This window comes from Pseudomonas sp. LB-090624 (assembly GCF_003205205.1).
GTDB lineage: Bacteria > Pseudomonadota > Gammaproteobacteria > Pseudomonadales > Pseudomonadaceae > Aquipseudomonas.
Genome location: NZ_QJRL01000006.1, coordinates 153,094 through 173,949, shown reverse-complemented (window position 1 = coordinate 173,949; position 20,856 = coordinate 153,094). Strand labels below are relative to the sequence as shown.

The window sequence follows — 20,856 nt, the reverse complement described above, 5'->3', positions numbered from 1 at the left end:
CCTGGCAATTTCAAGTGTGCGGCACGCTGTGAGGCGCTGCCCCGCCCGCATACTCCGGCTTCAGATGCCCCTGCGCATCCAGCAGGTACGCATCCATCACCTCACGCACCACCGGTCCGGCCACTCGGCCGCCGGCCTCACCGTTTTCGATCATCACCGCCACCACCACGCTCGGGTGGTCCGCTGGGGCAAAGCCGACGAACAAGGCGTTGTCACGGTGGCGTTCCAGCGTCTTGTCGCGGTTGTAACGCTCACCCTGCTTGATCGCCACCACCTGCGCGGTGCCGCTCTTTCCGGCAATCCGGTATTGCGCACCGGCCGCCGCCGCACGGGCAATGCCGCGCGGGTCGTGCATGACCATCTGCATGCCCTGGCTGACCTGGTCCCACGCATGCTTGTCGTGCAGCACGATATCGGGCATCGGGTGGGGGTCGATCGGCGCAGCGCCACCTACGGTCATGGCGAGGTGCGGGCGGTGCCACACGCCTTTGCTCGCCAGCAGGCTGGTGGCCTGTGCCAGCTGCAGGGGGGTGACCTGCATGTAACCCTGGCCAATGCCAAGGATCAGCGTCTCGCCCGGGAACCACGCCTGGCGCCGGGTGGCACGCTTCCACTCGGCCGAAGGCATCAGCCCGGAAGCCTCTTCGAACATGTCCAGTGACACCTTCTGGCCGAGGCCGAACTCGGCCATGTAGTCATGCAGGCGGTCGATGCCCAGCTTGTGCGCCAAGTCGTAGAAGTAGGTGTCGTTGGAGCGCATGATGGCCGTGTACATGTCCACCCAGCCGTCGCCGCTACGGTTCCAGTTACGGTATTTGTGCGCATAGTTGGGCAGTTCGTAGTAGCCCGGGTCGAATACCCGGCTACCCGGGGTGATCACGCCACTGTCGAGCCCGGCGATGGCCACTTCCGGTTTTACCGTCGAGCCGGGCGCGTACAGGCCGCGCAGTACGCGGTTGAACAGCGGGCGGTCGATGGAGTCGCGCAGCGCGGCGTACTGCTTGAAGCTGATGCCCTTGACGAACAGGTTCGGGTCGAAGCTGGGGTTGCTGACCATCGCCAGGACGTCGCCATTGGCCGGGTCCAGCACCACTACCGAGCCGCGGCGGTCGCCCAGGGCCTTCTCTGCAGCCACCTGCAGGTGGGCGTCCAGGGTCAGGACAATGTCCTGCCCTGGGGTCGGGTCCTTGTGGTTGAGCACGCGCATCACCCGGCCCTGGGCGTTGGTTTCGACTTCTTCGTAGCCCACATGACCATGCAGCTGGCTTTCGTAGAAGTGTTCGATACCGGTCTTGCCGATTGACTGCGTGCCCCGGTATTCGGTGCTGTCGAGGACCTTGGCTTCTTTCTCGTTGATGCGCCCTACGTAACCCACCGAGTGGGCGAAATGCTCGGCCAGCGGGTACTCGCGGATGAACTGCGGCTCCACCTCCAGGCCCGGCAGGCGGAACTGGTTGACCGCCACCAAGGCGATTTGCTCTTCAGTCAGGCCCACCATCAGGGTCACCGGCTCGAACGGCTTGCGACCACGGCGCAGGTCCTTGTCGAACTGCTTGCGGTCGTCCTCGCTCAGGCCAAGTACTTGCGTCAGGGTGTCGAGTACCTTGGCCGAGTCGCCGCCGGCCCGTTCCCGGGTCATGGTCAGGTCGAAGCTGGGCTTGTTGTCGGCCAGCACCACGCCGTTGCGGTCGTAGATCAGCCCGCGTTCCGGGGCGATGGGTAGCACGTGCACGCGGTTGTTTTCCGACACGGCGGTCTGCTGGTCGTGCTGCAGCACTTGCAGCACATAGAGCCGGCCCACCAGCACGGCACACAGGCTGAACACCAGGGCGGCGCAGGCCAGAAGCCGGCGGTTGACCAGGTGTTTTTCCTTTTCGTGGTCCTTGAGAGGGATAGGTTGCGGCATCAGGGGCTCTTTTCGACGGGTTTCGCGATGACCGTGCGGGCGCGCGAACGGGCGGGGGATGCTACGCAACACATCCCGCAGCCTCAAGCCGAGCGCCCAGTGGTGGTGGCCTGGCATGGGCTGTGCACCCCGTGATCAGGGCGCTGTGGTGGATCATGAAGATTTGTTCATGGCCGGGCGCTGAAAGTGCCTGGGTCGCTAGCCTGAGCCGAGAGGGGCGTCTTCGCATTCGCCAACTTACAAGCCATGCAACTTCCATTGGCCAACCCCAACAGATCAGCAGCAACGCCCCGGCTTGCGCTAAGATGCCCGCTCCTGTTTCTGGAAACTGCCTGGATGAGCAAGCCCGGTCAAATGGTGTTGGTCGCGTTGCGCAAGATGATCGCCTCGGGCGAACTGGCGGCCGGCGAGCGCCTGATGGAAGTTCCCACCGCCGAGCTGTTCGGGGTCTCGCGCATGCCCGTGCGAATGGCGTTTCGTACCCTCGAGCAGGAAGGCCTGCTGGTGCGTTTTGGTGGCAGGGGGTTTCAGGTGCGTTCGGTCAGCGCCGATGACATCGCGGGTGCGGTCGAAGTGCGCGGCGTACTGGAAGGCCTGGCTGCACGCCAGGCTGCGGAACGTGGTTTGTCCGCACAGGCACGCACGGCGCTGCAACAGTGCCTGGTCGATGGCGACGAACTGTTCGACAAGGGCTTCGTCACCGAAGAAGACCTGCAGGCCTACCACGACCTCAACATGCGCTTTCACCACGTGATCATCGAAGCCAGCCACAACCCGGCCATCGCCGTAGCGCTGGCGCGCAACGATCACCTGCCATTCGCTTCGGTCACTGCACTGGCGGTGGACCGCCATGACCTGGTCCGTGAATACCGGCGCTTCAACTTCGCCCATATGCAGCACCACGCGGTGTTCGATGCCCTGATCAACCGCCAGGGTGCCCGCGCCGAAGCGATCATGCGCGAGCACGCCAATGCCACCCTGCGTTACGCCGAAACCTTCGGCGGCGCAGTGCCAGACGCGGGCATGAAGGTCATCCTGCCGGCTTCGTAAGCCGGCTCAGATATCGAGCACCAGTAACGGCGTTTTCGACCGTGAGCAGCAGGGCGTGAACTGATCGTTCAGGGCTTGCTCCTCCTCGGTAAGAAACAGGTCGCGATGGTCTGGCGTACCCTGCAACACGCCGGTCAGGCAGGTGCCGCATATGCCTTGCTCGCACGACATGGCGATCTCGATACCGTTCTGTTCCAGCACCTGAACCACGGTCTGGTCGGCCCCCACCTCGAATACCTGCCCGGTACTGCTGACCTGCACCGAGAAGCTACCGTCGTTGCGTGCATCCACTGGCGCCGCAGCAAAGTACTCGCGGTGCAGGTTGGCCTCTTGCCAACCCAGCTCCTTGGCGCTGCCCAGCACATGCTGCATGAACCCGGCTGGCCCGCATACATACAGGTGCACATCACCGTGCGGGCTGCCCAGTACCTGGGCGATGTCCAGCGCGGTTTCCGGCTGCTCGTCAAAATGCACGAACAGCCGATCGGCAAACGGCGCGCTGCGCATCCGCTCGACAAACGCCGCACGCTCGCTGGAGCGGGCGCAGTAGTGCAGCTCGAAGTCATGGCCGCCGTGGCTCAGCTGTTCAGCCATGCACAGGATCGGGGTAATGCCGATGCCCCCGGCAAACAGCACGCTGCGCCGCGCGGCCTCGGCCAGCGGGAACAGGTTGCGCGGTGCACTGATGCGCAGCCGCGCGCCGGCCTGCACCCGCTCGTGCAGGCTGCGTGAGCCGCCACGCGACGCCGGGTCGTTGAGTACGCCGATCAGGTAGCGGTGGCGTTCTTCAGGGGGGTTGCACAGCGAATACTGGCGCACCAGCCCGTTGGGCAGGTGCACGTCGATGTGTGCGCCAGCGCTGAACGCCGGTAGCTGGCTGCCGTCCGCTGCCGCCAGCTCGAAACTGCAGATGCCCTGCGCTTCATCGTTTCGGGATACCACTACGGCATCGATCATGTTGGCAGTTCCTCAGGCAGGGGTGGCGCTGGTGGCGATCAGTTGTGGCTGCGGTGCGCGCTCTTTGGCGATGATCCGCTCCAGCACCTTGCGCGATTGCACGCCGCCGGCATCGATGTTCAGCTTCAGCAGGTTGCGCTCGGGGTTGGCCAGCAGGTTCTGTTGCTGGCGCTCGAGCATCTCCAGGTCTTCGCTGAAAATCTTGCCCTGGCCCTCGCGGATGTTGTCGGTGAGGGTCTGGTCGTGTGCTGCAAAATTGCGCGCCATGCCCCAGAAGTACCAGATCGAGGTGTCGCTTTCCGGGGTGATGAAGTCGACCACGATGCTCGACGCCTTGTGCTGCGCGTCGGCGTGGTAGCCACCCTTGCCCGCATGCGCCACGCCCACTTCGATCAGCACATGGCTGGGTGGGGTGAAGCGGCATATCTGCCAGCGGTCCACCGGCACATCATCGGCCAGACCGTTGCCACGCAACGCCATGCGCCAGAACGGCGGGGCCATGATGTTCTCCATGTACCGGGCGGTAACTACTTCGTCGCCGGTAACGGTGGTGACTGGCGGTGCTTCGTCGATTTCCTTCTGGCCAATGCTGGACGCGTGCACATAGGTTTCGTGGGTCAGGTCCATCAGGTTGTCGATCATCAGGCGATAGTCGCAACCGATGTGGAACAGCCCGCCGCTGTAGGCCCACTCATCATTCACCGCCCATGCCAGGTGCGGGATCAACGCCGGGTCGGCCTGGGCCTCGTCGCCGGGCCACACCCAGATGAAGCCATAGCGCTCGACCGCAGCGAAGGTCTTGTTGCAAGGAAAGCCCCGTACCCGCTGGCCCGGCATCGACACCGTCTTGCCATCGCAACCCATGACCAGACCGTGGTAGCCACAGACCAGGTTGCCGTCTTCGACATAGCCCAGCGACAACGGCGCGCCACGGTGTGGGCAGAAGTCCTCCACGGCCGCTACGCGATTATCGTGGCTGCGGAAGAACACGATCTTTTCGCCGCAGATCTGTCGGCCCAGAGGCTTGGTGGCGATCTCGTCGGGGGTGCAAGCGACATACCAGGTATTTTTGGGGTACATGGGGAGGCTCTCCGGGGTTTTGTTTTTATTTAATGGATCCATTAGAGCCATGACAAATAGACCGGGTCAACATCATTTGTTCGTGTTATGAGATCTTTGTGCGATTATCGGAACTGCTATGGATCCATTGCCTTGAGGTCAACCCCGTAGCGCTTCGGCTGTGCCTGCCACTACGCTGCGTGCCCGGCAACGACTGTCCGCAGAACGCCAGCGCCCAAGGCGATCATGTGCGCATGAGCAAAATCAGATAAACGTTCAGGTGTGCTTGCCCTGACCTGCTATTGCTTAAGGGATCCCCAACCCACCAAGGCCCCTTGATGCTGGCCATCGAAAACCTCCACAAATCCTTCCCCACCCCCCAAGGCCCGCTGCCGGTGTTGCAAGGCGTCGACCTGTGCTTGCCGCGCGGCAGCAGCCTGGCCCTGATGGGCGAGTCGGGCAGTGGCAAAAGCACCCTGCTGCACCTGATAGCGGGGCTGGACCGTGCCGACAGCGGCCGCATCATGGTCGACGGGGTTGCCCTCGACAGCCGCGCGGAGGCGTCGCTGGCACAGTGGCGGCGGCAGGGCATTGGCCTGGTGTTTCAGCAGTACAACCTGATCAGCAGCCTGGACGTGGGGAGCAACCTGGCATTTCAGGCCAGGCTGGCCGACCGGCACGACCCCGCCTGGGTCGCTCACCTGGCGCACCGCCTGGGCCTGGCGCAGCTGCTCGCGCATTACCCGGAGCAACTGTCAGGTGGCCAGCAGCAACGTGTCGCCATCGGCCGGGCATTGGCCGGGCGCCCGGCCTGGTTACTGGCCGACGAACCCACCGGCAGCCTCGATGAAGCCAGCAGTGATGAAGTGTTGAGCCTGTTGCTGCAACTGGTCGACGAAGCCGGCAGCGGTGTGCTGATGGTGACTCACAGCCCTCGGCTGGCGGCGCGCTTGCAGCAGCGTTGCTATCTGCGCGCCGGCCGTGTGCAAGCCGGGAAGGGCTGATGAGGCTGTTGTCGCTGGCGGTGTTGGCGCTGCTCAGCCACTGGCGGCGGCATCGTGTGCAGTGCTTCAGCATTTTTACCGGCCTGTGGTTGGCCACGGCGCTGTGGAGCGGTGTGCAGGCACTGAACAGCCAGGCACGCAGCGACTACGCTCGGGCCAGCGCGGTGCTGGCAGGGCCGCTGCAGGCGCAATTGCTGCCGCGCCATGGCGAGCGCTTTGACCAGGCGCTGTACGTGCAACTGCGCAGTCAGGGCTGGGCGGTGACGCCGGTGCTGGAAGGGCGGTTGCGCCTGCCTGGTGAGCCCACTCGCAGTGTGCGATTGATCGGCATCGAGCCGTTGAGCCTGCCACCGGCCAGCAGCGTTGCCGGCGTGCAGCCACAGGCATTCGACCTGCTGGCGTTCATCGGCATGCCCGGGCAAGCCTGGGTTGGGCCAGACACCTTGCGGCAGTTGAACATGAACGCTGGGCAGGTGGCACACGACAGCGAAGGGCACTCGCTGCCACCGTTGATCCTGCAACCTGAACTGGCGCCCGGAGTGATCGTGGTCGATATCGGCCACGCGCAGGCGTTGCTGCAGGCACCTCGGCAGTTGTCGCGTCTTTTATTGGCAGGCAACGCAGGGCCGTTGCCTGCCAATATCGCGCCTTACCTTGAACTGCAACCCCGGCAAGACGACGGCGGTTTGCAGCGCCTGACCGACAGCTTTCACCTCAACCTGACTGCCCTTGGCCTGTTGGCGTTCGTCGTCGGCCTGTTCATCACCCATGCCGCGATCGGCCTGGCGCTGGAGCAGCGGCGGGGGCTGATTCGCAACCTGCGCGCCTGCGGTGTGAGCTTGAACACCCTGCTGTGTGCCTTGGCGCTGGAGCTTGGGCTGTTCGCCGTGCTGGGCGGATTGGCCGGGGTGGCCAGTGGCTACGCCCTGGCGGCCTGGTTGCTGCCCGATGTGTCCGCCAGCTTGCGCGGCCTTTACGGCGCGCAGGTCGCGGGCACCTTGAGCCTGCCCGTGGGGTGGTGGCTGGCGGGGTTGCTGGTGAGCGTGACGGGGGCATTGCTGGCCGGGGTAGGCAGCGTATTGCGTGCGGCCCGTTTACCGTTACTGGCGCTGGCACAACCTCAGGCCTGGCGAGCGGCGCAGGGGCCATGGCTGAAACGTCAGGCATCAGCTGCGGGCCTGTTGCTGCTGCTGGCCTTGGGCTGTGGCGTGCTCGGCGACAGCCTGCCAAACGCCTTCGCCATGCTGGCTGCGCTGTTGTTGGCGGCGGCGCTGTTGTTGCCAGCGTTGCTCGACCGGGTACTGGCCGGGCTGGCGCGCCTTTGCCGTCGGCCATTGGCGCAATGGTTCGTCGCCGACAGCCGTCAGCAGCTACCCGCGCTGAGCCTGGCGCTGATGGCCTTGTTGCTGGCATTGGCCGCCAGCGTTGGCGTGGGCAGCATGACCGAGGGTTTTCGCAAGACCTTTGTTGGCTGGCTTGACCAGCGCCTGTCCGCCGACCTGTACCTGACTCCACGCGATACTGACCAGGGTTTGCAGATGGCCGAGTGGCTTGGGCAGCAACCTGCGGTCAGCGTGGTGCTGCCTGGCTGGCGTGGCGAAATGCAGCTGCAAGGCTGGCCGGTGCAGGCCCAGGGCATCGTCGATAACCCGGTCTATCGAACCCGCTGGCCGTTGCTGGAACAACAGCCTCGCGCCTGGGCACTATTGGCCAGCGGGCACGCGGTGATGCTCAGTGAGCAACTGGCCAGGCGATTGAAACTGCGACTGGGCGACAGCCTTGCATTGCCAGCACCCCATTCGCCAGCCCTGACTGTCGTGGGTATCTACGCCGACTACGGCAACCCCAAAGGGCATGTGCTGGTCAATGCCCGCTGGCTGCGTGAGCATTGGCCAGGCGCAACCCTGGCAGGGTTGAGCGTGGACCTGCTTACTGACGATGGGCAAGCCATCAAGGCCGAGTTGCAACGGCGCTTCAACCTGGACGACAGCCGCGTGGTCGAGCAGGCACGGCTGAAACGCTGGTCGACCGATGTGTTCAACCGTACGTTTGCCGCCACTGCCGCGCTCAACAGCCTGACCCTGGGCGTGGCCGGTGTGGCGCTGTTCATCAACCTGCTGACCCTTGGCCAGGCCCGGCTGAGCCAGTTGGCGCCGCTGTGGGCATTGGGCGTGCGGCGCGCACGGCTGGTCTGGCTGAGCCTGGGCCAGGCACTCATGCTCAGTGGCCTCACCGTGCTGCTGGCGATCCCGTTGGGGCTGCTGCTGGCCTGGTGCCTGGTCGCGGTGGTGAACGTGCAGGCATTTGGCTGGCGCTTGCCGCTCTACGTGTTCCCCTCGCAATTGCTGCAATTGGCCCTGCTGGGCCTGCTCACCAGCCTGCTGGCCAGTGCCTGGCCGCTGTGGCAATTGGCGCGTCGCCAGCCGCGCGAACTCTTGAGGCCGTTTGCCGATGAAACCTAATGCCTGGCTGTTGCTCTGCGGGATACTGTGCGGGTGTGATCAGCCGGCACCGCAGAGCTATGCCGGGCTTGGGCAGCAGGCGAGCGGGTTCAGCCAGGTGAGCCGCGAGCATCGCCTGGTATTCCCTCGCGACCACGGCGCCCACGATGGCTTTCGCATCGAGTGGTGGTACATCACTGCCAACCTCAAGGACGCCCAAGGGCGTGACTGGGGCGTGCAGTGGACGCTGTTTCGCTCAGCCTTGCGCCCCGGTCCGGAAACCGGCGACTGGAACAGCCCGAACCTGTGGATGGGGCACGCGGCGTTGACTGGCCCGGGCGGCCATCAATCGGCTGAAACCCTGGCGCGTGGCGGTATCGGCCAGGCCGGGGTGCAGGCCGAGCCCTTTCGGGCGTGGATCAATGGCTGGTCGCTGCAGGGCGCGGACACTGTCGACAACCTGCAAATGACCGCGGATGGTGAGGGTTTCCGCTACCGCCTCCACCTCCACAGCGAGCGGCCGCTGGTGCTGCATGGGGCGCAGGGCTACAGCGAGAAGTCTGGCAAGGGGCAGGCTTCGTATTATTACAGCCAGCCTTTCTATCAGGTGCAGGGTGATGTTCAGCGCGGCAGCCAGTGTATCGCGGTCAGCGGCCAGGCCTGGCTGGACCGGGAATGGAGCAGCCAGCCGTTGGCAGCCGGTCAGGCAGGCTGGGACTGGTTCTCGCTGCACCTGGACAGTGGCGCCAAGCTGATGCTGTTTCAGGTGCGTGAGGCGCAGGGGGAGGCCTATCGCGCCGGGACCTGGGTTGGGCCGCTGGGTGAGGTGGTTGCGTTGCACGGCGCACAGATCCAGCTGCAGGCGCTGGCCTGGGCAAGGCAGGGCAACGGTAAGCGCGTACCGGTGCGCTGGCGGGTGCAGGTGCCGGGGCATGGGGTGGATGTGCAGGCCGAGGCCGTGGAGCCGCAGGCGTGGATGCAGACACGGTTCCCGTATTGGGAGGGGCCGGTGCGCTTGAGCGGGAGTTCGGGTGGGCGCGGGTATCTGGAGATGACCGGTTACTAGCACCGGGTGTTCTGATCAGGATGGCCCCCAGGGGCCCGGCCCGTCGCCCGGTCGCCGCGGTGACTGTAAAGATATGCAAAGTTTCCCCGTGCCATCATCCCGCACCTCTAGAATCCGCCCGCTGCCGCACCGGTCAACGGCGGGCAGCAGATCTAGCCTTGTGGAGCGTTCCAATGAAGTCGAAACACCTTTTCCGCGCAGCCCTGGTTGCGGCGCTGGTATCCGCCTTGTCGGGTTGCTGGATGTTCATGCCGCCGGGTGGTGGCGGTGGTCACGGTGGGGGCCACGGTGGTGGTGGCGGTGGCTATGGCGGCCATCAGGGCGGCGGCCCGCGCTAAGCTGCCCCCGCGATGGAACGCACTGCCTCGGCCGGGTGGCAACAGCACGCCCGGCCGAGGGTTCTGATCTTCACCACGTTATCCGCTTGCCGTCCCACCCCCAGAAACTGCCACTCTCCGCCGGCCCTAGCCGTGCTACCTGCTCTATCACGCACTGCGCGGCAAACGCCGGGTCAAACAGTTTCCCCTCCGGTACGTTGCCCTGGAAGGGGCGCGACAGCGCGGTGTCGGTGGTGCCCGGATGCAGCGCCAGTACAGTAGCGCCAGGGTTGAGGCGTTTCAGTTCGATGCTCGCCGTGTGCAGCAACTGGTTCAGCGCCGCCTTGCTCGCACGATAGCTGTACCAGCCCCCCAGGCGATTGTCGCCGATCGAACCGACCCTGGCCGACAGTGCGGCGAATGTGGCGGGCTGTTTGCGCAACAGGGGCAGCAAATGCTTGAGCAGCAGGATCGGCGCGAAGGTATTGGTGGCGAAACCGGCCTGCAACCCCGCCAGGTCCAGCTGGGCCAACGACTTTTCGGCTTTGGCGCCGTCCTGATGCAGTATGCCCAAGGTGCTGATGACCAGGTGCAGGTGCTCGCAGGCACGGCCCACCTCACGTGCCAGGCCTGCGAGCGCTGCTTCATCGCGGGCATCGCAGTCCGTCAACCGCATGCGTTCGCCATGTGCCCTGGCCAGCGCCAGTAGTGCCTCATTGGTGCTGGCGTGGCGTGATACCGCCCACACCTGGCGAACATCACGCCGGGCCAGCAGTGCGCTGCACAGCGCCAGGCCAATGCCCTGGCTGGCACCGCAAATCAATACATCGGCCTTGTCTGCAAGGTTGGGGATCAGGCTCATGCGCTGGCTCCTCAGTGTTGGCGTCTTGGTTGCAATGCGGGTTGGCACTTCAATCCTGATAGATCTTCGTCAACAACCGCAACAACTGCCCGCGTTCCTCATCATCCAGCGCCGCTGTCGCCTCGCGGTCGCTGTCGCTGGCAATTTGCTTCAGCTCCTTGAGCAAGGCTTCCCCGGCCTTGCTGAGAAATATCCCATAAGAGAGCGAGCGGGCCAGGTCTGCTTGCATCAACCCCGGGTTTCGCTCGATCACCGCCAGTGCCGAGAACTGTGCCGGATAAAGGAAAGGTAATTTTCATGATAGTTAATTGAGATAACAAATTGGCTGACTTGGTTTGCCCCAAGGCAGCCGAGATGGCCTGCTTCTTCACGCTCACCGTGTTGTACATGCTGCTGAACTGGTTGCCATCGTTGTTGATCGGGCAGGGCTATAGCCGGCCGCAGGCAGGCGCGGTGCAGATCCTGTTCAACCTGGGCGGCGCGGCAGGCTCGTTCCTGACCGGGCGCATGATGGACAAAGGTTACGCGGGGCGCGCGGTCTTCATTGCCTATACCGGGATGTTGGCCGCCGGGCGGATTCTGGCGGCGGGCGGGGGGGGCTTGCTGCTGGCAGCGTCACCTGGGCTGGCGGTGGTAGCGCTGGCGGCGTGCGCCAGGCCCACACAGCGTGCGCCACGGTTCATGACGCGGGCGATGATGCGTCGTCTTGCAGCAGTTCTGGCTCAGGTGAACACCCTCTGTTCGCCACCCCGAACGGCACATGCACCATCGGCAGATCCCCCGCAGGGGACTGCAGGTGGCTGCGCTGGTCATCGAAAAACACATGCGGCTTCAGGATCGACAGCACCCTGGGCTTTTCCATCCCGCCGAGAAAGAAGCATTCGTCCGGCGACACGCCCCAATCCTTCAGCGTGGTCACCACGCGTTCATGCGATGGCGCGTTGCGCGCGGTGACAATGGCAATCCGCAGGATCCGTTTGTACGCCGGATCCTCGGCCAGCTTACGGTCCTCCAGCATGCGGATGAGCGAGAGCTTGCGATACAGGTCTGCCAATGGCCCGGGCGAGTGGGGGATGCCCTTGCGCGCCCGTTCGTGCTCCTGAAATTCATCCAGGTTGTTGTCGCGCTTGAACACACTCTCCGCTTCATCGTCGGCAATCACGCCATCGAAGTCGAATGCCACGCGCAGTTCGGTGTCGATCTCGTCATCGTAGATGCGCGTGGGCAGTACACGCCCGGCTGGGTAGTTGGCGTCGATGGCCTTCTGCACATCCTGTTCGTTGGCACTGAGGAACAGTGAAGCATTGAACGCCGGGATGTATTCGTAGGGCGAGCGGCCCGACATGAACGCTGCGCGGGTGATGTCCAGCTGGTAATGATCGATCGAGCGGAACACCCGCAGGCCGGTTTCCGGCGAGTTGCGCGAGAGCAGCACCACCTCCACGGGCAGCTGGTCGGGGAAGGCCTGGTTGATGCTCAGGAAGCGGCGAATGAATGGGAACGCCACGCCTTTGGGAAATGGCACATCCAGGTTCTGCTGCTGGTGCTGACGGTAAGCCTCAACGCCCTGGGTCTGGTAGATGTCGTCGGGGACGGTAAGGTCGAACAGCGCGCTCGAGGCAACGCCGATGACCAGTTTCTGTTCGATAGGGTAGGGCATTGAACAACTCCTGAAGCTGTGCTGAAGGCAAGTGTACGCGTGCGTCACGACGAACGCCCTCAGGCCTGTCGGTCCGTCAGTTCAGCTGCGAGCCAGCGCTTCGGGGTTGGCAACGTTTTTCGGTACACCCTCGAAAAATGCCAGTACGTTGTCGAAGGCATCGCCAAAGTACAGCTCGTAGCCGTTCTTCTCTACATACCCCAGGTGCGGCGTAGCGAGCACACGGGGGTGGCGCAGTAGTGGGTGACCCGGGTCGAGCACCGGCTCCTGCTCGTACACATCCACCGCCGCGTAGCCTGGGCGCCCTGCGTCCAGGGCCTGCAGCAAGGCCCCAGGGGCTAGCAGTTCGGCGCGGCTGACATTCACCAGCAGGGCGTCGGGCTTCATCAAGGACAGGTCATCGAAAGTGACGCCGTGCCGCGTCTGTTCCGACAGGCGCAGATTCAGGCTGACGATATCCGCGTCGGCAAAAAATGCCTGGCGTGAAGGGGCTGCACGGTGGCCATCGGCTTCGGCTGCGGCGCGGCTGCTGTCGCTGCCCCACACCAGCACCGGCATGTCGAACGCGTGAGCATACCGCGCCAGGCGTTGGCCGATCTTGCCATAACCCCATATACCCAGTACCTGGCCTGCCAGCGCCTGGCCCAGGTTGACCTGCCAGTGGCCCTGGCGGAAGGCATCGATGGCTGGCACCAGTTGCCGGCGGGCATTGAGGATCAGCGTCCAGGCCAGTTCCGCAGGCGCCACCGGCGAGCCGCGCCCCTCTGTCACGGCAATGCCGCGAGCCGTGCAGGCGGCCAGGTCGAGGTGGCTGGACACCTTGCCGGTCTGGCTGATCAGCTTGAGCCTGGGCAGGCGGTCGAGCAAAGCCGCGTCGATACGCGTGCGCTCGCGGGTGAGCACCAGTGCGTCGGCCTCGGCAAAGCGCTGGGCAAGTTCGTCCAGCGAGGCAGGCTGGCACTCATGAAGCACGCTGACCTCGTGCCCGTGCAAACGGCTGAAGCAATCGAGCGTACGAATCACGTCCTGATAATCGTCCGGGATGACAATGCGCATGGTGTTCTGGCCTTGGCGGTACGGTGAAGTAGGCAAGATAACCCAACAAGCCTTTATCGACATCGGCCTGCATGACGTTGCTGCGCAACGTTGGCCGCCCCTACCCAGCAGTGCGCTGATGGCCCGTCAGTTGCTCCACCAGAAAATCCACGAACACCCGTACCCGAGCCGGCATCGCCGGGCCGCCGACGAACACCGCATGGATCGGTTCGCGGTCGTCAGGGTTGTACGCGTCCAGTAACGGCACCAGCCGCCCGCTGGCCAGGTCGTCCGCGACGGTAAAAGTGCCGATGCGCGCCACGCCGGCACCCAGCCTGGCCAACTGCGCCAGGGCTTCGCCGCTGCTGCATTCGATGTTGCCGGTCACCTTCAACCAAAACACCTGCCCGTCGCGACGGAATGGCCAGTCGGGCGCTGCCCGGCGAAAGTTGAAGCGCAAGCAGTTGTGGCTGGCCAGGTCCTCCGGCACCTGGGGCGTACCACAGCGCTGCAGGTACTCAGGCGAGGCCACTACCACCTGGCCGGTTTCGCCAATGGCGCGGGCACTCAGCGAGCTGTCTGGCAGCCGGCCGAAGCGCAACGCCACGTCGGCCTGGCCGCCGAGAATGTCGGCCACTTCGTCGCTGAGGCTAAGGTCGACGAGCACCTGCGGGTAACGGGCGCTGAACGCGGCCAGCAGTGGCACCACGGTCTGCCTGGCATGGCCTAGCGCCGCACTGACCCGCAAGCGCCCGCGGGGTACGCCCTGGTCGGTGACGGCCTGTTCCACTTCCTGCATGTCCGCCAGCACCCGCCGCGCCCCGAGTAGGTACGCCTCACCTTCGGGCGTGAGCGTGATCGCCCGGGTAGTCCGCAACAGCAGGCGGGTGCCCAGGCGCTGTTCGGTGCGCGCGAGGATACGGCTGACTGCCGAGGGTGTAAGGCCCAGCGCCCGAGCGGCGGCAGACAGGCTGCCCTCCTGCGCCACCCTGGCAAAAACCTCCATCTCTCCAGATCGTCCACTGACGTCCATTTGTGCCTCGTGAGCAAAGGTGATTGGCAAAAAGGCACTCTAGTGCGCCTGCGACGCAGATCGTAGCATTCACGGCATAGATAAGGAGCTTGCCATGCGTATCAATCCACCCCTGGTCGCACTCGCCATCGGTGCCTTCGGCATCGGTGTCACCGAGTTCGCCCCCATGGGCATGTTGCCCAGTATCGCCACCGACCTTGGCGTATCCATCCCTGCTGCCGGGCTGCTGGTCAGTGCCTATGCCCTCGGCGTGCTGATCGGCGCACCGCTGATGACCTTGGCCACGGTGAAAATCCCGCGGCGTTACCTGCTGATCGGGCTGATGGCCATCTTCACCTTGGGTAACCTGATGTCTGCCCTGGCCAGCGACTACACCAGCCTGCTGGTGGCGCGCGTGGTCACTTCGCTGAACCACGGCGCCTTCTTTGGCATCGGTTCGATCGTTGCGGCCAGTGTGGTTCCGCCCGAAAAGCGCGCCGGGGCGGTGGCGGCGATGTTCATGGGCCTGACTCTGGCCACCATCGGCGGCGTACCGCTGGCGACCTGGTTTGGGGAAATGCTGGGCTGGCGCACGGCGTTCTGGGGCATTGCCGGGCTTGGCCTGATAGCGATGACCACGCTCTGGTACGCACTGCCCAATGTGCCGTCGCCCAAAGGCGACGGGGCCATGGCCGAAATCCGCGTGCTCGGCCGTGGGCCAGTGCTGGCGGCGTTGTCACTGACCGTGGTGGGGTCGAGCGCGATGTTCACAGTGTTCACCTATATTGCGCCGATCCTGCAGAGCGAGGCGGCTGCTTCCACCACCTTCGTCACAGCCATGCTGGTGTTGTTCGGTGTCGGGCTGACCTTGGGCAACGTGTGGGGCGGCAAGGCGGCAGACCGCTCGATCGATCGCACCTTGATCCTGTCCTTGGCGGTGCTGATTGCCGTGCTGCTCGTGTTCCCGCTGGTATTGAACTGGTCGCTGCCGACGGCGTTGGCGATCCTGGTTTGGGGCGCCGCCAGCTTCGCTCTGGTTCCGCCGTTGCAGATGCGGGTGATGGAAGCGGCCAAGGACGCACCCAACCTGGCATCGGCGGTGAACATTGGCGCGTTCAACCTGGGTAATGCAATTGGCGCGGCACTCGGGGGCGCGGTGATCAATGCAGGGTTGGGCTACCCGGCGATTTCCCTGGCAGGGGCGGCGATGGCGGGGGTCGGGTTACTGATGGTACTGCTATTTGCCTGGCGCGGGCGGGTAGGCGCGGCGCCGGGCCAAGTGGCGGCGTAACGGAACGGCATGGCCGTGGTAGTTTTGCCCGCCATCGCGACGCAAGGCCGCTCGCACAGGGTAAGCGATCGGCTTTGCGTCACACGTCCAGGTGTTACGGCGTACCGTTGCGGCCATGCAGGTGATAGGCCGGGCGCTCGCTCAGGCGTTCGTAGTAATCCCGCACGGCCGGCAACTGCGGGTGCTCGAAAGGCGTTTCGAACCAGCGGTTTACCGACAGGCCGATCGGGATGTCGGCCAGGGTGAACTGGCTTCCGGCCACGTAGGCACCGGTGCGGGCTAGCTGGCGGTCAAGGATGTGCATGTAGTGCGACCAGTCCGCGCAACCGGCGGCCAGTGCCTGCGGGTCTTGGTGAGCGGGCGAGTGCCTGACCAGGGACATGAAGGCGTAGCTCCAGGAACGGTTCAGGTCCGTGGCCTGCCAGTCGATCCACTGGTCGATCCTCGCCCGCGCCTGCGCCTCCTCGGGGTAAAAAGCCGTGGCGCCATAGCGGTTGGCCAGGTAGCGGATGATGCTGTTGGACTCCCACAGGGTAAAGTCGCCATCCTGAATCACGGGGATCATGGCGTTGGGGTTCAGCGCCAGGAATTCGGCGCTGTCGGTCGGCTGGAAGCCTGCGCCCCAGTCTTCACGCTCGAACGCTACCTCGAATTCCGCGCAGGCCCACAGGACTTTACGCACGTTGATGGAAGAGGCTCTGCCCAGAATCCGTAGCATGGTGTCCGTCCTGAAGTGGGGTGATTGATCGTCCGCCCCGCCAGCCGTTTTGGCAACCCCGATGTCGAACCGGTGTAAATGCGTCCGCAGTTGGCCATGCTTGCCTGGGGGCCTCGAACTTGGCACCCTTGGGCAGGTTTAATCGTCTGCAACACGACAGAAGGAAGTACGCATTGAGCTGGGACAAGGTGGGGAAGCTTCTGGTCGCCGTGCTGATCGGCCTGATGGTCCTGTTGGCCGCCTACGCGTTATTCAGGGGCAACCCGCGCCTGGAGGCGTCACTGACCTATGCCTATCTCACCTACCCCAGCCAGTTCAGCGAGCGTATCAGCAAGGCGAGCGAGCAGCTCAAGTACGAGCAGTTGCAGGGGAGAATCAACAGTATCGGCCAGGGCGCGCTGAGCTCCGACCAGGTCGAACGGTTGATCGAGATGGCCCAGGCACCCTATGCCCAGTTGTTCGCCAAGCCGTTCGAGGCCGGGCTGGTCGACCACCGTACCGGCTTGCTCGTCGAACTGCACAACACGGGTGACGCGCAGGTACGCGAGGTAAAAATCCGCCTGCCGGCCAAAGGCCTGGTGCAGGTGCGCGATGCTGCCGGCAACGACACGCTGCTGGAGAACGCCACCGCGCAGATCGATATTCCGGCGATCGAGCCGGGGGGCAGGTGCAAAGTGTGGGTGTACTTCGATGCCGACTATTCGCAGATCCGCCAGGGCGGGGTCGGCATCAGCCATGCCGATGGGGTGGCCGATGTGCAGGTGTACCACGAGGTCATCGGTTTTCCGGCCACGGTCGCCCGCTACAGTCGAGAACTGATGGTGCTGCTGGGCGTGCTGGCTTTCAGCGTGCTTGGCTTGAGCTATGCCTGCCTGGCACGGCGTAACCCACGCTAAAAGCCGCTCTCATCGCAACACGAGGCCGTGCCTACATGCCGCGCGCCTCTTGCAGTGCCAGGCTCCGACGCAGTTGTTCGAGCAGCGCCACACGTAGCGCCTGTGGCGCCTGCACGCGGATCGAGCCGGCATGCGATAGCAGCCAGCCCATCAGCGCCCGGTTGTCATCGACGGTAGCTACCAGGGCGGCGCCACCGCTGGCGTGCGGCGTGAGTTGCATGTCTGCGGACAATGGCGCTTGTTTCAGGCGGCTGGCAAGGGCGTCATCGACCCAGGCGTGCAGTTCAACCGGTGCCGGTGGCGTCAGCACGTCCGGCTGCAGCTGCTGCGCGTCGCCCAGGCTCAGGCCCGGCTGCCAGTACCAGCCGTAAGGCATGCCTTTGGTGTTGCATTGCAGTGGGAACAGTGCAGCGAGCTCGACCAAGTCGCGTTCGACAGTCCGCTTGCTGGTGGTATGACCTACGGTTGTCAGCGCCGCCTGCAACTGGGTAGAGCTCATGCCTGGGTGGCGACCCGGCAGCAGTTTGAGCAACTGCCACTGGCGGGCGATGGTATGGCGGGTAGGGTGGCTGGGCAAAGGCTTCGTCCTTGAAGGCAGGCACCGGGCCTGCCTGAGTGATGGCGTTTAGCTATCGCCCAGCATACCTTGCCAGCGAATGGGATCCAAGGTTTCGTATCAGGTCGCCCTGTAACCGGTGCTGGCCAGGCTGACCACTTTGTAACAGGCCGACGCCGTGACCAGGGTTTGATCATTGCCGTCCCTGAGCTCACCTTTGGCGTAGCAATAAGCGCCACGACGCCTGTACATCCTGGCAATGCCCATGATGTTCCCAGGTGAGGCGGGGCGAACAAAGGTGGTTGCCAGTTTCACCGTCAGTGCAATTTCGTGGGTGTCCAACGTTGCATAGACAGCAGGGCCAAGGCAGTCATCGAGCATCGCTGTCAGCATCCCGCCCTGGATTTTGCCCAATGGGTTGGTCAACGATTCCGATGCATCGAACTGTACTTTGACTTCGCGCGTTGCCAGTTCATGGCTGATGAAGTTCCAGCCGAGCAAGCGTGCGGCGTTAGGCCGTGGCACCAAACCCGCGACGATCTGCCAGAAGAGGTTGTCTTTCATGTGCTTCACTCCCGTGTCAGGCACCAGCCCGGGCCAACAGCCCGAACAGGAAACCCAGCCAACAAAGCATCATGGCTAGCCAGCTGGCCATGACCGGTGGTGATCCGTTGCTACGGCGTTTTACCTGGCCAGCCACCGCGATGATCGGCGTGATCGCCAGCAGGCAGTACCCCTGTAACAACACCAGTAATTGCAGCGGAACGCGTAGCACAACCACTTGGTGAAGCAGCAGCAGCCCCGCGCAGGCAATGGCCAGCCAACCCCAGCCGACCAGGCGTACCAGGGCTAACAACAGCAGTTGCAAGCGGGCATCCAAGGTGTGCCAGGGGCGTTCGATGGCCGCCGCGTGGTAGGGCATGATTTGCGAGCGGGTCGCATAGATAAGCGCAAAAGCGGCGATGATGAGCAGTGCGGTGCCATAGCTTGCCAGATGCAACAAGATCAGCCAGTCCATTGATGGGAGCCTCTTGATTACCTGGCCCGATAGTGGGCTACGTCATGTTGAAGTGGCTACTGGCAGAAATGACGGGTGGCGCATTGATGGCGCTTGATCCACGCGCGCCTGTAGTGCCTCGATGAACACCGCTTCGGCTCGACTGAAGCGCTGCTCCCTGTTCCACAGCAGGTGAATATCCACATCGGCAATGCCTAATAGCGCTCTGCGCGGCATCCTCGCCCAGGCCGGCCGCTACCTGGCAGACGTTAGCTGCCGGGTGGGCGAGCTGGCCGGCATCAGGGAGCGGCGCGTCGCACATGCTTCACCAGCACCTTCTCCAGCAACTCCCACATCGCCGGGTCGGTGCTGAAGGCCACGTTGAAGCGCATCCACCCGGTCGCTTTGGCATCGACCATGAACAACTGCCCAGGCCCAAGCATGATGCCTTTCTCCAGCGCATCGTCCAGCAATGCAGCGCTGTCGGGGATGGCTGGATGACGGGTCCATATGTACATGCCTTCGTCTGATTCGATGAACAATTCGAACCCTAATCGATGCAGATGCCGACCAACTTCCTGGTGTGCTTCGGCCAGGCGCTGGCGCAGGCGCTTGAGGTGCTTACGCCAGCGGCCGTCGATGATCGCGGCGTACACCACACGCTCCATCACCTGTGAAGTGGTCAGGCCCGAACGCATTTTCAGGTGCAGCAGTTTCTGCATCAATTCAGGGTTGGCCAGCATGTAGCCGACCCGCACGTTGGGCGAGATGCTCTTCGAGTAGCTGCCCACGTACACCACCTGCTGCAGGTGATCGAGGCTGGCCAGGCACGGTTGCGGCTCGGCAACCATGTCGGCGTACAGGTTGTTCTCTACCAGGCGGAAGCCGTGCTGGCTGGCCAGTTGCAGCAAGCGGTGCAACTGCGGCAGCGGGGTGCGCGAGCAGGTCGGGCTGTGCAGGTGTGGCTGGGTGAAAAACGCGGTCGGGCGGTGGTGTGTCAGCAACTGTTCCAGCTGGTTCAGGTCGTAGCCGGCCGGGGTGCGCGGCACGCCGACCAAGGTCGCGCCCTGGGTACGCAGAATGCTCATCAGGTTGGGGTAGCCGGGGTCGTCCACCAGCACCACGTCGCCCGGGCGTACCAGCGTGCGTGCGGCCAGGTCCAGCGCTTGGCTGGCGCCGTGGGTCAGCATCAACTGCGCCGGGTTGGCGACGATCGACAGTTCCTGCTGCAGGTTCTGCGCGGTCAGCGCACGTAGCTCAGGCAGGCCCATGGGGTCGCCATAGCCAGACAGTTCCAGCGGGCTGCCAGCCACCTGGCGCAGGCCGCGGCGCAGGCCGTCTTCGTACATCCAGTCGTTGGGCAGCCAGCCGCACCCTGGTTTGAAGGGCAACTGGCGGATCTCGAAGATTTGTTGCAGGTACCACTCGGAGTTGAACGTTGGTCGAGTGGTGTCGGCCTCGGCGTTGTGCTGTTCCAGCAGTTCGCCCGCCGCGCGGTTGACGAAGAACCCGGCATTGCCACGGCTCACCAACAGGCCCTGAGCGACCAGGCGGTCGTAGGCCTCGACCACGGTGAAGGTACTTACCGAATAGCTCGCGGCAAAGGCGCGGATCGACGGAACCTTGGCGCCTGGCTTGAGGGTCTGGTTGTCGATGGCCTCGCGCAACCCGTCGATGATCTGGTTCACCAACGGGGTCGAGGAGTCTGGGTGTAATTCGAACATTCGGGGCCTTCAGGGTGCGTATCGCCTGGCGTTTGCAGGGTGTACTGCATGGGCGACCTGTACAGTGCAGTGCGAGTTTCATGCCACTGTGCATGGCTCTCTGCGTCGGACATTTTTACATTAGGTGTCGGATATCGCCACATAAAGCATGTTCAGTTCGCTCCAGGCAGTCGCCCTGGGGCGCGTCAGCAGGCCGCCATGGAAGGCCTGCGTGTGTTCGCACACACCATCCTGCCCGCATTAGCACTGATGTACAGGTGAAACCGCCAGCCATCGGGGTTTCACGGTTTTCCTTGGATAAAAAG

Annotated in this window: 19 protein-coding genes and 2 pseudogenes; 8 read left to right on the top strand and 13 right to left on the bottom strand. The window is 64.0% G+C overall.

The window, feature by feature from the left end; genetic code table 11:
• Window positions 1–10: 10 nt before the first annotated feature.
• The gene (mrdA, locus tag DMX11_RS09145) at window positions 11–1,906 is read right to left on the bottom strand and encodes a penicillin-binding protein 2 (protein ID WP_110744226.1); all 1,896 of its coding nucleotides are present in this window, start codon (window positions 1,904–1,906) and stop codon (window positions 11–13) included.
• 336 nt (window positions 1,907–2,242) lie between these two features.
• Here mrdA and DMX11_RS09140 point away from each other — a divergent pair, with 336 nt between their 5' ends.
• Window positions 2,243–2,956, top strand: coding sequence for a GntR family transcriptional regulator (locus DMX11_RS09140; RefSeq protein WP_110744225.1), 714 nt, complete (start codon window positions 2,243–2,245; stop codon window positions 2,954–2,956).
• Window positions 2,957–2,962: 6 nt separating this feature from the next.
• Here DMX11_RS09140 and DMX11_RS09135 read toward each other — a convergent pair whose 3' ends face one another.
• Both DMX11_RS09135 and DMX11_RS09130 read right to left on the bottom strand, forming a co-directional pair.
• On the bottom strand, window positions 2,963–3,913 hold the full coding sequence (locus DMX11_RS09135) for a PDR/VanB family oxidoreductase (RefSeq protein ID WP_110744224.1): 951 nt from the start codon (window positions 3,911–3,913) through the stop codon (window positions 2,963–2,965).
• A gap of 12 nt (window positions 3,914–3,925) precedes the next feature.
• Complete coding sequence (locus tag DMX11_RS09130) at window positions 3,926–4,993, bottom strand: aromatic ring-hydroxylating dioxygenase subunit alpha (protein WP_110744223.1); 1,068 nt, start codon at window positions 4,991–4,993, stop codon at window positions 3,926–3,928.
• Between the two features lie 317 nt (window positions 4,994–5,310).
• Between DMX11_RS09130 and DMX11_RS09125 the strand changes: the two genes are divergently transcribed.
• The 4 genes from DMX11_RS09125 (at window position 5,311) to DMX11_RS26030 (ending at window position 9,821) form a co-directional block, all read left to right on the top strand.
• Entirely contained in the window at window positions 5,311–5,976 is a 666-nt protein-coding gene (locus DMX11_RS09125; RefSeq protein ID WP_110744222.1) for an ABC transporter ATP-binding protein, read from the top strand.
• A complete protein-coding gene (locus DMX11_RS09120; RefSeq protein WP_110744221.1) occupies window positions 5,976–8,438 on the top strand; it encodes an ABC transporter permease in 2,463 nt (820 codons plus the stop codon). Before DMX11_RS09125 ends, DMX11_RS09120 begins: the two co-directional genes overlap by 1 nt.
• A complete protein-coding gene (locus DMX11_RS09115; RefSeq protein ID WP_110744220.1) occupies window positions 8,428–9,483 on the top strand; it encodes a lipocalin-like domain-containing protein in 1,056 nt (351 codons plus the stop codon). Before DMX11_RS09120 ends, DMX11_RS09115 begins: the two co-directional genes overlap by 11 nt.
• Before the next feature lie 173 nt (window positions 9,484–9,656).
• Window positions 9,657–9,821: a hypothetical protein gene (locus DMX11_RS26030; RefSeq protein WP_177410723.1), complete on the top strand. Its 165-nt coding sequence runs from the start codon at window positions 9,657–9,659 to the stop codon at window positions 9,819–9,821.
• 70 nt (window positions 9,822–9,891) lie between these two features.
• On the opposite strand, the gene DMX11_RS09110 is transcribed toward DMX11_RS26030, so the two are convergent.
• Both DMX11_RS09110 and DMX11_RS09105 read right to left on the bottom strand, forming a co-directional pair.
• Complete coding sequence (locus tag DMX11_RS09110) at window positions 9,892–10,662, bottom strand: SDR family NAD(P)-dependent oxidoreductase (protein ID WP_110744219.1); 771 nt, start codon at window positions 10,660–10,662, stop codon at window positions 9,892–9,894.
• Between the two features lie 49 nt (window positions 10,663–10,711).
• Window positions 10,712–10,945 (bottom strand): annotated as a pseudogene (locus DMX11_RS09105) (MarR family transcriptional regulator); the annotation flags it as partial.
• Window positions 10,946–11,025: 80 nt separating this feature from the next.
• Between DMX11_RS09105 and DMX11_RS26200 the strand changes: the two are divergent.
• Window positions 11,026–11,310 (top strand): annotated as a pseudogene (locus tag DMX11_RS26200) (3-(3-hydroxy-phenyl)propionate transporter MhpT); the annotation flags it as partial.
• 31 nt (window positions 11,311–11,341) lie between these two features.
• Here the strand turns inward: DMX11_RS26200 and DMX11_RS09095 are convergent.
• From DMX11_RS09095 to DMX11_RS09085, 3 genes are all read right to left on the bottom strand, one after another.
• Entirely contained in the window at window positions 11,342–12,322 is a 981-nt protein-coding gene (locus DMX11_RS09095; protein ID WP_110744218.1) for a 5'-nucleotidase, read from the bottom strand.
• A gap of 81 nt (window positions 12,323–12,403) precedes the next feature.
• Window positions 12,404–13,378: a D-2-hydroxyacid dehydrogenase family protein gene (locus DMX11_RS09090; RefSeq protein ID WP_110744217.1), complete on the bottom strand. Its 975-nt coding sequence runs from the start codon at window positions 13,376–13,378 to the stop codon at window positions 12,404–12,406.
• A gap of 100 nt (window positions 13,379–13,478) precedes the next feature.
• Window positions 13,479–14,390, bottom strand: coding sequence for a LysR family transcriptional regulator (locus DMX11_RS09085; RefSeq protein WP_110744216.1), 912 nt, complete (start codon window positions 14,388–14,390; stop codon window positions 13,479–13,481).
• A gap of 94 nt (window positions 14,391–14,484) precedes the next feature.
• Between DMX11_RS09085 and DMX11_RS09080 the strand changes: the two genes are divergently transcribed.
• Window positions 14,485–15,660, top strand: a complete 1,176-nt coding sequence (locus DMX11_RS09080) for an MFS transporter (RefSeq protein WP_110744215.1) — start codon at window positions 14,485–14,487, stop codon at window positions 15,658–15,660.
• 94 nt (window positions 15,661–15,754) lie between these two features.
• Here DMX11_RS09080 and DMX11_RS09075 read toward each other — a convergent pair whose 3' ends face one another.
• On the bottom strand, window positions 15,755–16,378 hold the full coding sequence (locus DMX11_RS09075; protein WP_110744214.1) for a glutathione S-transferase family protein: 624 nt from the start codon (window positions 16,376–16,378) through the stop codon (window positions 15,755–15,757).
• Between the two features lie 173 nt (window positions 16,379–16,551).
• On the opposite strand from DMX11_RS09075, the gene DMX11_RS09070 reads away from it, so the two are divergent.
• Window positions 16,552–17,274: a hypothetical protein gene (locus DMX11_RS09070; protein ID WP_110744213.1), complete on the top strand. Its 723-nt coding sequence runs from the start codon at window positions 16,552–16,554 to the stop codon at window positions 17,272–17,274.
• 31 nt (window positions 17,275–17,305) lie between these two features.
• On the opposite strand, the gene DMX11_RS09065 is transcribed toward DMX11_RS09070, so the two are convergent.
• The 4 genes from DMX11_RS09065 to DMX11_RS09050 form a co-directional block, all read right to left on the bottom strand.
• Complete coding sequence (locus tag DMX11_RS09065; RefSeq protein ID WP_110744212.1) at window positions 17,306–17,851, bottom strand: WYL domain-containing protein; 546 nt, start codon at window positions 17,849–17,851, stop codon at window positions 17,306–17,308.
• 99 nt (window positions 17,852–17,950) lie between these two features.
• Complete coding sequence (locus DMX11_RS09060; protein WP_110744211.1) at window positions 17,951–18,394, bottom strand: PaaI family thioesterase; 444 nt, start codon at window positions 18,392–18,394, stop codon at window positions 17,951–17,953.
• 16 nt (window positions 18,395–18,410) lie between these two features.
• Window positions 18,411–18,848: a hypothetical protein gene (locus DMX11_RS09055; RefSeq protein WP_110744210.1), complete on the bottom strand. Its 438-nt coding sequence runs from the start codon at window positions 18,846–18,848 to the stop codon at window positions 18,411–18,413.
• A 278-nt stretch (window positions 18,849–19,126) separates the two neighbouring features.
• Window positions 19,127–20,551, bottom strand: coding sequence for a PLP-dependent aminotransferase family protein (locus DMX11_RS09050; protein ID WP_110744209.1), 1,425 nt, complete (start codon window positions 20,549–20,551; stop codon window positions 19,127–19,129).
• Window positions 20,552–20,856 lie beyond the last annotated feature (305 nt).

Bases quoted from the DNA above. Each gene is read 5' to 3' on its own strand.
- mrdA (WP_110744226.1), bottom strand. From the start codon at position 1,906: ATGCCGCAACCTATCCCTCTCAAGGACCACGAAAAGGAAAAACACCTG.
- DMX11_RS09140 (WP_110744225.1), top strand. From the start codon at position 2,243: ATGAGCAAGCCCGGTCAAATGGTGTTGGTCGCGTTGCGCAAGATGATC.
- DMX11_RS09135 (WP_110744224.1), bottom strand. From the start codon at position 3,913: ATGATCGATGCCGTAGTGGTATCCCGAAACGATGAAGCGCAGGGCATC.
- DMX11_RS09130 (WP_110744223.1), bottom strand. From the start codon at position 4,993: ATGTACCCCAAAAATACCTGGTATGTCGCTTGCACCCCCGACGAGATC.
- DMX11_RS09125 (WP_110744222.1), top strand. From the start codon at position 5,311: ATGCTGGCCATCGAAAACCTCCACAAATCCTTCCCCACCCCCCAAGGC.
- DMX11_RS09120 (WP_110744221.1), top strand. From the start codon at position 5,976: ATGAGGCTGTTGTCGCTGGCGGTGTTGGCGCTGCTCAGCCACTGGCGG.
- DMX11_RS09115 (WP_110744220.1), top strand. From the start codon at position 8,428: ATGAAACCTAATGCCTGGCTGTTGCTCTGCGGGATACTGTGCGGGTGT.
- DMX11_RS26030 (WP_177410723.1), top strand. From the start codon at position 9,657: ATGAAGTCGAAACACCTTTTCCGCGCAGCCCTGGTTGCGGCGCTGGTA.
- DMX11_RS09110 (WP_110744219.1), bottom strand. From the start codon at position 10,662: ATGAGCCTGATCCCCAACCTTGCAGACAAGGCCGATGTATTGATTTGC.
- DMX11_RS09095 (WP_110744218.1), bottom strand. From the start codon at position 12,322: ATGCCCTACCCTATCGAACAGAAACTGGTCATCGGCGTTGCCTCGAGC.
- DMX11_RS09090 (WP_110744217.1), bottom strand. From the start codon at position 13,378: ATGCGCATTGTCATCCCGGACGATTATCAGGACGTGATTCGTACGCTC.
- DMX11_RS09085 (WP_110744216.1), bottom strand. From the start codon at position 14,390: ATGGACGTCAGTGGACGATCTGGAGAGATGGAGGTTTTTGCCAGGGTG.
- DMX11_RS09080 (WP_110744215.1), top strand. From the start codon at position 14,485: ATGCGTATCAATCCACCCCTGGTCGCACTCGCCATCGGTGCCTTCGGC.
- DMX11_RS09075 (WP_110744214.1), bottom strand. From the start codon at position 16,378: ATGCTACGGATTCTGGGCAGAGCCTCTTCCATCAACGTGCGTAAAGTC.
- DMX11_RS09060 (WP_110744211.1), bottom strand. From the start codon at position 18,394: ATGAAAGACAACCTCTTCTGGCAGATCGTCGCGGGTTTGGTGCCACGG.
- DMX11_RS09055 (WP_110744210.1), bottom strand. From the start codon at position 18,848: ATGGACTGGCTGATCTTGTTGCATCTGGCAAGCTATGGCACCGCACTG.
- DMX11_RS09050 (WP_110744209.1), bottom strand. From the start codon at position 20,551: ATGTTCGAATTACACCCAGACTCCTCGACCCCGTTGGTGAACCAGATC.